We start from the raw sequence: 13,025 nt of genomic DNA, 5'->3' as shown, positions 1-13,025 counted from the left end.
TTTGTTTATAAAAGAGGCTGCAACAGCAGCCTAATTATTTACATTATTTCGGCACTAAGCCCCGCTTCAAGCAACTGTGTGCATTGCGGCTTCAGTTTATCATAAGGGCCGGTTTTAACGGTACATTTGCCATTATAATGCACAATTATTGAGCATTGCTCAGCTTGTTCCGGGGTATGGTCGCAAACCCTTACAAGTGTTTCTATAACATGGTCAAATGTATTAACCTCATCATTGTACAATATTATTTCATTATTAAAAGAAACACTTTCTTCCAGTACTACTTCTTCTAAAACTTTTTCTTTTGTACTCATATCCAAACATTTAATCAATTGCTAATTTACATATTTTAAAGCTACCCAATTATTCTTAGTCAGCTTTTTCACAAACTTTAAGCCATTTTCCGTACAGGCTGCATCAATATGGGGAATATCTTCTTCATAAAAACCGCTTAATAATAAAGTTCCCCCTTTATTAAGGCATGCTGTGTACTGCGCCATATCCTGCAAAAGTATATTCCGGTTTATATTGGCAATAATAACATCATATTCCCTGCCCGGCAATAATGAGGCATCCCCTTCTAAAACGGTTATTTCCTTACAGTTATTACGTTCGGCATTTTCAATGGAATTAAGGTAGCACCAGTTGTCAATATCAATGGCATCAATCGGCTTTGCACCTTTCATTTCGGCAAGTATGGCAAGTATGGCAGTGCCGCATCCCATATCAAGTGTTTTTTTGTTTTCAACATCGGTTTCCAGCAGGTGCTCAATCATCATGTGGGTAGTTTCATGGTGGCCTGTGCCAAAACTCATTTTAGGTTCTATCACTATATCAAAAGGAACATCTTTTTTATCGTGAAAAGGGGCACGCACATAGCAGGTATTACCCACTTCTATCGGCTCAAAGTTTTTTTCCCATTCTTCATTCCAGTTCACCTGTTCAATTTCCTCGAGTTTATAAGAAATAGTAAAATCAGGAGATTGTAATATTTGTATGCCATCTAAAACATTTTCATTCCAAAGGTCTTTTTGTATGTAGGCACTTATGCCTTCTTCCGTTTCAATAAAACTTTCAAAAGGTGTTTCCCCCAGTTCCGCAATTAATATTTCTGCCCCGGGATTTACAGGGTTTACAGTAAAATGATAACCTAAATAGGTGTTTGGCATAACTTTAAATTTTCGCAAAGGTAATATTATGGTAACATTAGGCTGAAAAAATTAATATTAAGTTTGTGCAAACTTAACATAGGGTTGTAATTGATACATTTATTCAGTTATTCCTAAAATAATACCATTTTCTAAGCCAAATTTACAGCACAAAACTAACAGTACACAACAAAAAATGAAAAAAGTATTCCTTATTGTTTTCTCTGCTTTTACATTATCATTAACTGCCCAGGTTGAGATTAAAAGGACAACGCAAAACAATGACCTAAAGCTTTCTGCATTGCCCTATTACAGCTATGGTAAAGGTTTGGGGCTTACCTCGCCTGACAGTATTTTTCAATTTAATATACGCTTCAGGATGCAAAACAGGGTAACTTATATGCAAAATGATGGTGAGGAATCGGCTATTGACGGACAAATACGCCGCCTCCGCCTGCGTTTTGACGGTTATGTGGGCGACCCAAGATTCCTGTATGCCATTCAGCTTTCGTTTGCACCCGGCGATGTAGGCGAAGTACGAGAAGGGGAAAATGTAAATATAATAAGGGATGCGGTGCTTTTTTACCGCCCGAATAAAAACTGGAATATTGGGTTTGGCCAAACCAAACTACCGGGAAACCGACAAAGGGTTAACTCATCAGGGGCTTTGCAGCTTACCGACAGGACAATAAATAATGCCCGCTTTACTATAGACAGGGATTTTGGGCTGCAGGTGCATAACCTGAATGAATATGCCGATAAATTTTCCTATAATTTTAAAGGTGCTGTAAGTATGGGTGAGGGCAGGAACTCTACCGAAGAACCCGATAACGGGCTTGCCTATACAGGAAAGGTTGAACTTTTTCCTTTAGGAGCTTTTACGCGTGATGGTACTTATTTTGAAGGCGACCTTGTAAGGGAAGCTACCCCGAAATTGTTATTTTCGGGTGTATATCAATTTAATAATAAAGCGAGGCGCACGCAGGGGCAGTTAGGCAACGACCTTTTTGAAAAAAGGGATATGCAGTCCATACTTTTAGATGCTATGTTTAAATATGATGGCTGGTCGTTCCAGACAGCTTATATGCAGCGTATAGCTAACGACCCTGTAACGGTTAACCCCGACGATGCTACCGATGTGGAATATGTTTTTACCGGTAATGGTTTTGATTATCAGTTGAGCTACATATTTCCATCTAATTATGAGGTAATAGGAAGGTTTTCTACACAAAATGTTAATGATGATATACAGGCACTGGCACCGGACACCAATCAGTACAGTATTGGTTTAACCAAATATATATGGGAACATTCCTTTAAGGCGCAGGCCGAACTGACATTGGACGACCAGCAATTTTTTGACGGTTCCTCAAGGCAAAACTGGTATGTGCGTTTCCAGGTGGAAATAGGTATATAATGCCTGGGGCTATATCCTTATAAATTTGCTAAATTTGCATAGCTTAATACAAATTGATATGCTGGAAGCTGAAAGTAAAACCATTGCAGGAGAACTGGAACTGTATTTTAATACATTCAGGAAAAATATTGTTGGAGTAAACCAGGAGTTTCAATCGCCTTTAGGGAGAAAAAAAATGGTTTATACCGACTGGACTGCAAGTGGTAGGCTGTACCGGCCTATTGAGGAAAAAATACTGAACGAATTTGGCCCTTTTGTAGCCAATACCCATACCGAAACTACTGTTTCCGGCACGGCAATGACCAACGCATATCATGAAGCACGCCACATTATTAAGCAGCATGTAAATGCAGGTGCAGATGATATACTTATTACCGACGGTTCGGGAATGACAGGTGTTATCAATAAATTTCAGCGCATACTGGGGCTGAAAGTTCCTGAAAACCTAAGGCAATATACACAAATACCGGATGAAAAAAGGCCTGTGGTATTTGTTACCCACATGGAGCACCACTCTAACCAGACTTCCTGGCTGGAAACCATTGCAAAAGTGGTTATTATACCGGCGTGCCCGCAAGGGCTTATATGTTTGGACAGCTTTGCAGAACTGCTTGAAAAATATAAAGATTATACTTTAAAAATAGCATCAGTTACGGCATGTTCCAACGTTACAGGTATTAAAACACCTTACCATGAAATAGCAAAATTAATGCATGGCTATAACGGTGTGTGCTTTGTAGATTTTGCCTGTTCGGCACCTTATGTAAATATCAATATGCACCCGCAGGATGAAGAGGCAGGGCTTGATGCCATTTTCTTTTCACCACACAAGTTTTTGGGCGGGCCGGGTACATCAGGCGTACTGATTTTTAATAAAAAGCTATACAAAAACATGATACCCGACCATCCCGGCGGGGGAACTGTTAGCTGGACAAACCCCTGGGGGGAGCATAAATACCTGGATAATATTGAAGAAAGGGAAGATGGCGGCACACCGGGTTTTTTACAGGTAATAAAAACGGCACTTTCCATCAGGCTAAAGGAACAGATGGGTGTGGATAATATATTACAGCGTGAGAAGGAGTTAACCGACTATGTTTTTTCGGAGCTTAACGATGTACCAAATATTAATATACTTGCACCACAGCACAGGGAAAGGCTTGGTATAATATCTTTTTATATTGACGGGCTGCATTACAATTTGGGCGTAAAACTGCTTAATGACAGGTTTGGCATACAAACGCGCGGGGGGTGTAGCTGTGCGGGGACTTATGGGCACTATCTCCTTCATGTTGATGAGGAAAAATCGCATTTGCTTACTAATAAAATTACTGCCGGCGACCTGATTGAAAAACCGGGATGGATAAGGATGTCTATACACCCAACCACTACTACTGAAGAAATACAGTATGTGTGCCACAGTATAAAGCAACTGGCCGAAAATCATGAAGAATGGACACTTGATTATAGCTATAACAGGATGACAAATGAATTTAGCCATAAAGACGCATCATTACAGCAAGACACCGGGATAGGGCATTGGTTTAAGCTTTAAAATGCGGTGGGTTGTTTTTACGGTGCTTAAACCTGTTGTGCGTCCATAGGTAATATTCAGGCTTTTGTTTTATCTGTTCTTCCAGCATTGCCATAAACCTGTCTGTAATTTCAAAATTAGGAATATCTTTTATATTCTCTTCCACCGGTATATAGGTACACTTATAATAGCCCCTTGCTGTTTTTTCTACTCTGGCAAACATTATGTTCATCCCAAGCTTTTTTGCCATTATTTCACCACCTACATGCACAGGTACTTCCATACCAAAAAAATCTGACCAGTAATAAGCACTTTTTATTTTGGGGCTTTGGTCGGTAATAAAACCGTAAAAGCCAAGTACACCGTCACGTTCATTTTTGCGCATGGTGGGTATGGTGCTTTTCATGCCAATAAGCCTGGCATTAAACTTACCTCTTATCTTTTTTACAAGGCGGTTAAAATACTTGTTACGTATTACCTTATAGATACCAAAACCCTGATGTGTTGTGAGATAACGGTTCATTACCAAAAGCCATTCATAACTGCCATAATGCCCTATAAGTACCACTACACTTTTGCCTTTGGCTTCATATTCATGTACAAGGTCAAAATTGGTAAAGGTGAACCTCTTTTTAATCTCCTCATCCCTAATATTAAGGGTTTTAATCATCTCAAAAAGGCTGTCGCAAAAATGGTGGTAAAACTTTTTTTCTACTTCCCGGCGCTCTTTTTCATTTAAATGAGGCAGGGCCAGCTCCAGGTTAAGGCGAACGGTTTTTTTACGGTAGCCTATAAGAGTGTAAATAAAAAAATAAGTTACATCAGAAAGAATATACAGCAACCTGAAAGGAAGGATGGATATAATCCAAAGGAACGGGTAAGCAATTATATATGCCAGGAACTGCATCATTAAGTTTTTTGCAAATATACTTTTTATTACTTTATTAAACTTTTAGTTATACATGCAACCGCTAAAATTGAGCCATTATGGTTAAATTTACACTTTAAAGTTATTATGGATATAAATATAGTTTTGCTGGTAATTATTGCTGTAAATGCAATTGTGAGTTATAAGGGGTTTAATGATTATACTTTTTTCAGGAAATATGAATTTCATATAGGCAGTATAAGGGCAGGGGAGCAGTACCGTATGTTTACATCGGCTTTTTTGCATGCTGATTTTATGCACCTGATATTCAATATGCTTACCCTTTACTTTTTTGCCCCTGTAGTTATCGGCCTATTGGGGTGGCTTTCTTTTTTGCTTATATATTTTGCCAGCCTGCTGTGCGGGAACCTGCTAACGCTTTATTTTCATAAAAATGATTATTCCTACAGGGCTATAGGCGCATCGGGTGCAGTAACCGGCATATTGTATTCTGCTATTTTACTTGTTCCCGATATGACGCTTGGATTGTATTTTATAATCCCTGTACCGGCTTATATTTTTGGAATAGGTTACCTTTTATATTCTATTTACGGAATGCGCTCAAAGAGTGATAATATAGGGCACACGGCACATTTTGGCGGGGCTATAGGCGGTTATGCCATAACACTGAGCAAAGTACCGCAAATGATTTTTGAAAATACATTTATGGTACTGCTTTTGGCTGTGCCTATTGTAGTATTATTTTTACTTGCGCGTGCCGGTAAAATATAAATTGGCATGGCTTTTGAAATTCTTACAGAAAAATAAAATCAAATAACCATGAAAAAAATTGCAATCATTTTATTCGTATTTATGGGCACATTTTCCCAGGCACAAACACTATCGGCCAATACACCCCCGCAGGTTAATGTTTCGGGTGAAGGTAAAATAAGCGTTATGCCCGATGAAGCTGTTATTACTGTTGGTGTTGAAAATACAGGGCAGGATTCTAATGATGTTAAAAAGAAAAATGACGCTGCTGTAGATGCTGTTATTAAGTACCTTAAAAACTTTAAACTGCCCGCATCAGATTACCAGACAAAGAGGGTTTACCTTAACAGGAATTACGATTATAATAAAAAGAAATACAGTTATATGGCCTCCCAGGCTATAGAGATTCATTTAAAAGACCTTTCAAAATATGATGCCTTAATGATGGGGCTTGTAGATGCAGGTGTAAACAACATACAGGGTGTGCAGTTTAAAACATCAAAACAATCGGAGTATGAAAGCCAGGCAAGAGTAAAAGCGGCCCAAAATGCCCGTGAAAAAGGGAAGGACTATGCAGGTGCACTTAATAAAAAACTGGGGGATGCCCTTTTGGTAACTGATAACAGCCAATCCTATTACCCTGTTGCTATGAGCGCCATGAGGTTTGACAAGGCTGAAAGTGCCGAGATGCCAAAAGAAACGCTTGCTATTGGAGAAATTACTATTACAGCCAATGTAAATATCAGTTTTTCACTACTTAATAAGTAGGCTTAAAAGTTAGTTAAAACAAAAAATCCCGTACATATTGTACGGGATTTTTTTGTGGGGAGAGCAGGATTTGAACCTATAGGCTAAAACCCGCACTATTCCTGCAATAGCAAATTCGTGAAATGAAATTGCCACGATTTTGCCACAGAATATATTGTGGTAGCAAAAGCTAATTATGCGACTATTTAAGAACACTAATTCTATATATGCAAATATATAAAATTATTCCTTTTATGGAGCTGTATAAAATGTTTAACAAAGGTAGCTTTATATTTTGCGCACTTCCTTTAATTTCCGATACAGAAATTAGAAAGCTTTTATACCGCTGAATTTCAGTACTTTTAGGTACAATAGGGATACAGTTTTTATCCAAATATCGACAAACATCACAAACAAACCATTTGTTTGACTTTCAAAGATATACCGGCATAAGGTTGCTGGTTAGAGTGCAAATATATGATATTAGTTTATTTAAAAAAGGCAAATTTGCTAATTTTTGGAAGAGTTTCAAAACCAAACGTTTAGTAAGGTACAAATCGTTAAGATGCGCTAAAATAATTTAGATGGTCTACTTCGACATTAACTAGTTTAACTACAATAGAGGCAGTTACTTTTATTTTGACAAGTGGACTTGCCCGGACAATTCGAACACCTTCATAGAGCATTTGACTGTATTGGCGCGGCTTTCGACGTGATAGCTTCTTAGATTTTAAGATAATTCTATTGTGTGTTAAGGAACTCTCGGCTCAGTTTTAATTACTACAAATCCGAGAAGAATAACTAAAGCTATGGCAAAAATATTCTGAGCGGCCCATTCGCTAAGTTAATAAAGAATTAAAGGGATGAAGGTTAACTACCTTTAGGGGCAGTTAACTGTTTAACTGGAAAAAGAGCAATTTGTTGCGGTTGTTTTCGGTGAGCGCTTTGCTTATGTACAAAAAGATTTTAAAGGATCTTAGATAAAAATTTACTTTTTCTCAGAACAAATGTTAGTCCTGCAGACAGAATTACTGCAAATATTGTTACTAAAATAAACTTTGAGACGGTGCTAATTGCCAGTTCTTTTAGCATTATCTGTAAAAGAATTACAATAAGCAGATGGAAAAGGTATATCCCATAGGAACAATCTGAAAAAAACTTTAAGTATTTGTTTGTTGAGTATAGAAGTCTTTTAAAAATCACCAGGCCGCCCAATATCATTCCGATACACGTCGCGGATTCTATCATAGGAAAGATCCACTGGCTGGGAATATTTATTGCGGGTTCCCTTCCAAAGCTGAATAGTAAAAGACCAATAAAAAGATAAGCGAGGCCAACAGGTAAGCTGATGTCTTCAAGCCATTTATTTTGATTAGCAACTACCCCTAGAAAAAACAATGTCAAATATTGAGGCAAATGCGCAACTTCAACAGGTACAATCCATGTCTTCCAATAATCAATAGGATACGAACTCCAAACTAAATGATTAACTATGGTTAGAAAGCAAAGATACAATAGTGGAAACCACCACCGGAATTTAGTTGTTTTCAATTTCTCAATAAGTTGGCGTACAGCCAGGAAAAGCAGTGTAAAACAAAGCAGAGCGGCAACAAACCAAAGATGGCCAACCGCCAAAGGTGGTTGGTGAAAGTATATATTATACATAAATTCAAAGTAATCTTCTTTTGATCCGGACATAATGTAATGCAGCGGCATGAAGATTATGAATGTGAAAAATAAGAGCGGTAGTCCCAGTCTCCTGAAGCGGTCTTTTAAAAATGCATTTGTTGCTTTTCTGGACACAGAGAAATACATGAAATAGCCCGATATGAAAAAAAAGAAGCCCATCATATAGGCTGCATTAAAAAAGAAAAATGATGGAAGGAAGGATAGTTTTGGTTCGTCCGATACAACCCACGCTCCACCTGTATCGCCGTAGGCCTGCCCAGCATGGTGCGCCACAACCAAAAATGTAATTGCGATCTTAATGTTATCGATATAATTAATCCTTGTATTTATACCCATACCACAGTATTTTAATATATTACTCTTCAATATGACGGCTCTGATAAGTAATTCTAAGTTTACCCGAACTAGTTAACACAATTATCAATTTGTCGCTTTGCGTTCGCATTCTATCTTCAGGGCATGGTTCATCATTTCAAACCCCTTTTTAGTTTCACTCAACATACCTCCAAATAAAGGTACCAGGAGCCCTCGAAATATTTCCCCATGGATAAAGATCGTTTTACCTTCATTAACTCCTTGTAGCTCAAAGTAATGCTCACCGTCGAAGATGCCTTTTATAAGCAATTTACCTTTCCACCTGAATTCTTTTTCAATATTGTTAGATATGACAACAGGCGTAAAGGTCATCTGCTTTTTGTTTGGAGGCTGAATCGTCACTTTTAAAATGCCGCCAACATCAGGTAGCCCTGAAATATCCTTAATGAAGGGATTCCAGTCAGCATAGCCATGGAAATTCATAAGGGTATCCCAAACTAATCCCACAGAAGCATTGATTTCAATAGCTGTTTTTATTTCCATAATTTAATCTTAAAATTTTTGTGATTGGCTATAAAATTAAGGATTTTTATTCTTGGTGACATATTTTCATACACTATGGAAAAACTATTTATTGTTTGTGTCAAAGGGCAAAAGTGCTCATCACACATTTAGCAGCAGGTAAAAAGAAAAAATGATCAGGGTCGGCTGTTTTTGTTCCGGAAGTAAAACTCACGGTCTTTTTACCTTCAATCACGAACATAAAAGCATGGTAGCCTAAAGTGATTTTTTCATTATTAATGGCCTTGCAGGAAGTGTAAGGCATAAAGAATGCTTTATCGTGTGGCATTGCCTTAAAACGGTTCAGGTCAAAAGGTAAATTAAATTCCATAGTTGGTTATAAGTCCTTTGATTATATGTTAGATAGAGTCATTTGACACAATTTTACAGAATCCCGCCGCTAACATCAATGAATGTACCGGTGGAGTACGAGGACTTATCCGATGCCAGGAAAAGTATGGCTTCCGCTACCTCTTCAGCCATCCCGCCCCTGCCCATAGGTATCCTGCCGGACAGGCGTTCAATCCTTCCGGGGTCTCCGCCTGAAGCATGGATGTCGGTATGGATGAGGGCAGGGCGTATGCCGTTCACCCGGACACCTTCCGCGGCGGCTTCCTTGGCGAGGCCTACAGTAAAGGTGTCAATAGCGCCTTTAGAGGCTGCATAGTCGATGTATTCAAAAGGGGAACCAGTCCTAGCGGCTATAGAGGATACATTAACAATACTGCCACCGCTGCCGCCAAATTTTAGGGCCATCCTTTTAAAAGCTTCCCGGGCACACACCATTTGCCCAATGGCGTTCACAGCAAATATCCTGTGCATGCGCTGCGCGTCCATCTCTTCAAGCCGCATCTGGCGCTCCAGTATTCCCGCATTGTTCACCAGTACCGATACCGGTCCAATGGTACTGTCAATTTCTGTAAACATTTTGATTACCTGTTCCTCGCTGGCGATGTCCGCCTGAAAGCATTCCGCCCTGGCACCCAGCGCCCTTGCCTGTGAAGCTATGCGTTCAGCAGCCGCTTCATTGGTATGGTAATGCAATGCGAGGCTGTAGCCCTGTGCTGCGGCCAGCAGTGCCGTAGCTGCGCCAATACCCCTGCTGGCGCCTGTGATAAGCATTATTTTCATAGTTCGTTCTTTATACTGTTAGCTTCTACTTCCTCGGCGCTAAGCCCATACATAGGGGGTGTGGCGATATCCAGTAGGTTGAGATAGATATATATCTGCCCGCGGTGGTGGATTTCATGTTCGACCATAGCACGCAGCCATTTCCAGACCGGCATGCCTGCACCACCGGGTGTGGTGCATCTGCGTTGCAGGTCGTCCGGGGAAAGCCTGCTAAATATTTCAATTGATTCCTTATGCATCCTGTCCATGAATTCGATAGCCTGCGATAAACTCCCACCATAGTGGCTGCCGCAACCGCTGTAGCAGCTTGGCCGCCCGGCGACATTTTCGGCAAACATGTACCGCTCAAGGGCGGCGATATGACAGATCTGGTCACCAATTGTAAATTTACCAGTTTTATAGGCCCAATTGATATGCTCTTCCGGCACATACGCGAGCAACCTTTTTGTGCGCTGGCGTATTTTTCCATAATACTCCAGGAAGGGTTGAATTTCTTTTATTTCCATTATGTGTTTATTTTTTTATTTCCATTAGCGTTACGAGCGCTGTTGCGGCCAGCGTTTCATTACCGTTCCTTACTGCAATAAGGTCAGTTTTGGCAACTGACAATGTTTTGCCATCCTTAAGTACCTGGGCCCGGGCAAATAGCGTATCACCCAAAGCCGGATTGAGATAACTGATCTTAAGCTCCACCGTTACAAAGTAGGGGTCAGGGGCTTTTAATGTAATAGCAGCATATCCGGCAGCGGTATCTGCCAAGGCAGCCAGCACCCCGCCATTAAATACACCTGAGGAACGGAGCAGGGAGGGCTGGCTCTTCAGCGTAATCTCGAATTTGCCACGGGTTATGGCTGTGGCTTTCGCCTTATAGAGGTTCATCAGGTTCTGGCGCTCGAAGCTTGCGCGTATCCTGTCCATTTGCTCTTGTGTTAGTGTTGTATCCATGTAATAGTATCATTTAAAATTAAGCAATCAGGCGCTTTACCACCTGTAAATGATGGTCATCATGTGCGATGATGATTGATGCCAGGTCAATTAGGCGCATCGGGATCTTATACAATGGATGGAGGCTCGTCTTATCACTTGTCATGTCGGCTCCGTCCAAGCATTTTATTGTTTTCTTACGCTGCAGGTCGAAGAGCCTGATAAGGTCGGCAGGCCCTGAAGTATTGAAATCAAGATCATCTATAAAGCTTCCCGTAAGTTCTGCAGGGGTCATTTCGCTGCGGCCCTGAGAAATTTCTTCGATACGCAGCCGCCACAGAGGCTCCACCATGATCAGGTGTCCTAAGTGCTGCAGTGCAGTCCATTTACCTTCAGGAGCGCCTGACAGGCGGTCGGGCGGTACATGTCCGCTGAGGGTGCTATACGCGGGCGTGGCGGCCAGGAGTTTTTTCCTGATATCAGGATAATGTTCAGCCTGTAATCCTGAAAAGTCAAAAGTGCGCATGGTCCACGGTACCGGAGCGGGAGGGAGGCTGAGCTCCATTTTTATATCCGCGCGGCTATATTCCACCTGTCCAAGAGGCACTTCTAAAAATCCGGCTTTTTCATAGAGGTGCAGTGCAGGAGCAAGCTTCCTGTTGGAGTACAGTATGATGGAGCCGGCTCCCAGGCATTTTGCCTTCTCGATAGCTGCACGGCAAAGCTGCATACCAACACCACAGCCTTGGTGGGCGGGGCTAACTGCCATTTTAGAAAGCTCGTAGGATGCATTTCCTGCTGGCTTTAAGGCCACGGTGCCCACGGGTGTACCGTCTGATACTGCAAATAAAATTGCTCCTCCGGAATTAAGGAAAGCTTCTTGCGGATGTTCCAGCTGCCAGATATCCATAGGCTCCAGGGTAAAATGGTTTTCGATCCAGTCTTTATTCAGGCTCGAAAAGGAGGATGCAAGCCGATCCGAATATTCGCTAATGATAAGTCGGTTATCTTTCATTGTCTTTTTCCTTTATGATTTTTCTGTACGCGCTGTTAATCAGATAGACACCATAGAGTGTTGTGGCCAGTGCAAGCAGCGTAATGATTGTAATGGGTTCGTTGAGCAGCAGCACGCCCAGTACGATTGCGATGACAGGGTTAATGTAAGCATAGGTTGCCACCACCACTATGGGAAGATGCTCAATTGCATAGAGATAGGCGATATACCCTAAGAGCGATCCAACAAGTGTGAGGTACACCAGTGCCCAGAGGCTCGCATTACTCACCATCCCCAGATGGGTATAGTCATCAAAAAGCAGCGACGCAATAAAGAGGCCTATGCCACCAGAAGTGAACTGGATTGCCGCATTGGTGTACGCATTTGTTGTAAAGGAGTTCGTCTTCATGTAGACGGATCCTATAGCCCAGAACAATGAGGCACCAAAGCAGGCCAGTACACCCCAAAGGTATTCGTGGCGGCCGAGATCTTTAATGTTATCCTTAAAGATAAGCAGGATACCTACGCAACCCATGAACAATCCTGCAACCGTCCTCATGCCCAGGTTCCGCTCCCTGCCGTTAATCAGGCTGATTATGCAAATATAAACAGGTAGTACTGAGACAATAAGGGCAGCAAGGCCACTGGGGATGAAACGCTCTGACCAGCCTATAACACCGTTACCAAGTGTGATCAGCAGGATACCGGGTATAATCTGCTGTGCAATGGCCCTGCCGGTCAGGGGCTCGTTCTTTTTAAGCAGGTACAGCAGGCCGAAAAGCAGCAAACCGGCAGCAACCTGTCGAATGGCAGAAAACAGGAAAGGCGGGAAGTCTGCCACCCCAATGCGTACTGCCAGGTAGGTTGTTCCCCAGAATACTGCTACAATTGCAAGGGAAAAATAGGCTAAAGGCTGTTTTTTCATT

At 41.3% G+C, this 13,025-nt stretch carries 15 protein-coding genes; 4 read left to right on the top strand and 11 right to left on the bottom strand.

The window, feature by feature from the left end; translation table 11 throughout:
* Positions 1 to 38: 38 nt before the first annotated feature.
* Together GSF09_RS09690 and prmA are read right to left on the bottom strand one after the other, a co-directional pair.
* Complete coding sequence (locus tag GSF09_RS09690; protein ID WP_159800804.1) at positions 39 to 314, bottom strand: ATP-dependent Clp protease adaptor ClpS; 276 nt, start codon at positions 312 to 314, stop codon at positions 39 to 41.
* Positions 315 to 335: 21 nt separating this feature from the next.
* Positions 336 to 1,169 (bottom strand): 50S ribosomal protein L11 methyltransferase, encoded by an 834-nt coding sequence (prmA, locus tag GSF09_RS09685; protein WP_159800802.1) that lies wholly within the window; start codon positions 1,167 to 1,169, stop codon positions 336 to 338.
* A 175-nt stretch (positions 1,170 to 1,344) separates the two neighbouring features.
* Between prmA and GSF09_RS09680 the strand changes: the two genes are divergently transcribed.
* Together GSF09_RS09680 and GSF09_RS09675 are read left to right on the top strand one after the other, a co-directional pair.
* Positions 1,345 to 2,565: a porin gene (locus GSF09_RS09680; protein ID WP_159800800.1), complete on the top strand. Its 1,221-nt coding sequence runs from the start codon at positions 1,345 to 1,347 to the stop codon at positions 2,563 to 2,565.
* Between the two features lie 58 nt (positions 2,566 to 2,623).
* Positions 2,624 to 4,120 (top strand): aminotransferase class V-fold PLP-dependent enzyme, encoded by a 1,497-nt coding sequence (locus GSF09_RS09675; RefSeq protein ID WP_159800798.1) that lies wholly within the window; start codon positions 2,624 to 2,626, stop codon positions 4,118 to 4,120.
* On the opposite strand, the gene GSF09_RS09670 is transcribed toward GSF09_RS09675, so the two are convergent.
* Positions 4,110 to 5,009, bottom strand: coding sequence for a lysophospholipid acyltransferase family protein (locus GSF09_RS09670; RefSeq protein WP_370515992.1), 900 nt, complete (start codon positions 5,007 to 5,009; stop codon positions 4,110 to 4,112). The genes GSF09_RS09675 and GSF09_RS09670 overlap by 11 nt on opposite strands.
* A 105-nt stretch (positions 5,010 to 5,114) precedes the next feature.
* Between GSF09_RS09670 and GSF09_RS09665 the strand changes: the two genes are divergently transcribed.
* Positions 5,115 to 5,759 (top strand): rhomboid family intramembrane serine protease, encoded by a 645-nt coding sequence (locus GSF09_RS09665; protein WP_370515991.1) that lies wholly within the window; start codon positions 5,115 to 5,117, stop codon positions 5,757 to 5,759.
* Between the two features lie 48 nt (positions 5,760 to 5,807).
* Positions 5,808 to 6,506, top strand: coding sequence for an SIMPL domain-containing protein (locus GSF09_RS09660; RefSeq protein WP_159800795.1), 699 nt, complete (start codon positions 5,808 to 5,810; stop codon positions 6,504 to 6,506).
* A 945-nt stretch (positions 6,507 to 7,451) separates the two neighbouring features.
* On the opposite strand, the gene GSF09_RS09655 is transcribed toward GSF09_RS09660, so the two are convergent.
* From GSF09_RS09655 to GSF09_RS09620, 8 genes are all read right to left on the bottom strand, one after another.
* Positions 7,452 to 8,510: an acyltransferase gene (locus GSF09_RS09655; protein WP_159800793.1), complete on the bottom strand. Its 1,059-nt coding sequence runs from the start codon at positions 8,508 to 8,510 to the stop codon at positions 7,452 to 7,454.
* Positions 8,511 to 8,594: 84 nt separating this feature from the next.
* Positions 8,595 to 9,032, bottom strand: coding sequence for an SRPBCC domain-containing protein (locus GSF09_RS09650; protein ID WP_159800791.1), 438 nt, complete (start codon positions 9,030 to 9,032; stop codon positions 8,595 to 8,597).
* Between the two features lie 100 nt (positions 9,033 to 9,132).
* Positions 9,133 to 9,381 carry a hypothetical protein gene (locus tag GSF09_RS09645; protein ID WP_159800789.1) on the bottom strand — a complete coding sequence of 83 codons (249 nt, stop codon included), beginning with the start codon at positions 9,379 to 9,381 and terminating at the stop codon, positions 9,133 to 9,135.
* A gap of 53 nt (positions 9,382 to 9,434) precedes the next feature.
* A complete protein-coding gene (locus GSF09_RS09640; RefSeq protein WP_159800787.1) occupies positions 9,435 to 10,181 on the bottom strand; it encodes an SDR family oxidoreductase in 747 nt (248 codons plus the stop codon).
* Positions 10,178 to 10,687, bottom strand: coding sequence for a DinB family protein (locus GSF09_RS09635; RefSeq protein ID WP_159800785.1), 510 nt, complete (start codon positions 10,685 to 10,687; stop codon positions 10,178 to 10,180). The genes GSF09_RS09640 and GSF09_RS09635 overlap by 4 nt, the downstream gene beginning before the upstream one ends.
* Before the next feature lie 7 nt (positions 10,688 to 10,694).
* Positions 10,695 to 11,126, bottom strand: a complete 432-nt coding sequence (locus GSF09_RS09630) for a PaaI family thioesterase (protein ID WP_159800783.1) — start codon at positions 11,124 to 11,126, stop codon at positions 10,695 to 10,697.
* Between the two features lie 19 nt (positions 11,127 to 11,145).
* Positions 11,146 to 12,120 (bottom strand): GNAT family N-acetyltransferase, encoded by a 975-nt coding sequence (locus tag GSF09_RS09625; RefSeq protein ID WP_159800781.1) that lies wholly within the window; start codon positions 12,118 to 12,120, stop codon positions 11,146 to 11,148.
* Positions 12,110 to 13,024: a DMT family transporter gene (locus tag GSF09_RS09620; RefSeq protein WP_159800779.1), complete on the bottom strand. Its 915-nt coding sequence runs from the start codon at positions 13,022 to 13,024 to the stop codon at positions 12,110 to 12,112. Before GSF09_RS09620 ends, GSF09_RS09625 begins: the two co-directional genes overlap by 11 nt.
* Position 13,025 lies beyond the last annotated feature (1 nt).

Source organism: Flavobacterium sp. MK4S-17, assembly GCF_009848495.1.
Taxonomy (GTDB): domain Bacteria; phylum Bacteroidota; class Bacteroidia; order Flavobacteriales; family Flavobacteriaceae; genus Flavobacterium.
The sequence above is the reverse complement of the archived record's forward strand: the minus strand, read 5'-3'. Positions and strand labels throughout refer to the sequence as shown.

Bases quoted from the DNA above. Each gene is read 5' to 3' on its own strand.
- prmA (WP_159800802.1), bottom strand. From the start codon at position 1,169: ATGCCAAACACCTATTTAGGTTATCATTTTACTGTAAACCCTGTAAAT.
- GSF09_RS09635 (WP_159800785.1), bottom strand. From the start codon at position 10,687: ATGGAAATAAAAGAAATTCAACCCTTCCTGGAGTATTATGGAAAAATA.
- GSF09_RS09680 (WP_159800800.1), top strand. From the start codon at position 1,345: ATGAAAAAAGTATTCCTTATTGTTTTCTCTGCTTTTACATTATCATTA.
- GSF09_RS09670 (WP_370515992.1), bottom strand. From the start codon at position 5,009: ATGATGCAGTTCCTGGCATATATAATTGCTTACCCGTTCCTTTGGATT.
- GSF09_RS09655 (WP_159800793.1), bottom strand. From the start codon at position 8,510: ATGGGTATAAATACAAGGATTAATTATATCGATAACATTAAGATCGCA.
- GSF09_RS09650 (WP_159800791.1), bottom strand. From the start codon at position 9,032: ATGGAAATAAAAACAGCTATTGAAATCAATGCTTCTGTGGGATTAGTT.
- GSF09_RS09660 (WP_159800795.1), top strand. From the start codon at position 5,808: ATGAAAAAAATTGCAATCATTTTATTCGTATTTATGGGCACATTTTCC.
- GSF09_RS09620 (WP_159800779.1), bottom strand. From the start codon at position 13,024: ATGAAAAAACAGCCTTTAGCCTATTTTTCCCTTGCAATTGTAGCAGTA.
- GSF09_RS09690 (WP_159800804.1), bottom strand. From the start codon at position 314: ATGAGTACAAAAGAAAAAGTTTTAGAAGAAGTAGTACTGGAAGAAAGT.
- GSF09_RS09675 (WP_159800798.1), top strand. From the start codon at position 2,624: ATGCTGGAAGCTGAAAGTAAAACCATTGCAGGAGAACTGGAACTGTAT.
- GSF09_RS09640 (WP_159800787.1), bottom strand. From the start codon at position 10,181: ATGAAAATAATGCTTATCACAGGCGCCAGCAGGGGTATTGGCGCAGCT.
- GSF09_RS09665 (WP_370515991.1), top strand. From the start codon at position 5,115: ATGGATATAAATATAGTTTTGCTGGTAATTATTGCTGTAAATGCAATT.
- GSF09_RS09630 (WP_159800783.1), bottom strand. From the start codon at position 11,126: ATGGATACAACACTAACACAAGAGCAAATGGACAGGATACGCGCAAGC.
- GSF09_RS09625 (WP_159800781.1), bottom strand. From the start codon at position 12,120: ATGAAAGATAACCGACTTATCATTAGCGAATATTCGGATCGGCTTGCA.
- GSF09_RS09645 (WP_159800789.1), bottom strand. From the start codon at position 9,381: ATGGAATTTAATTTACCTTTTGACCTGAACCGTTTTAAGGCAATGCCA.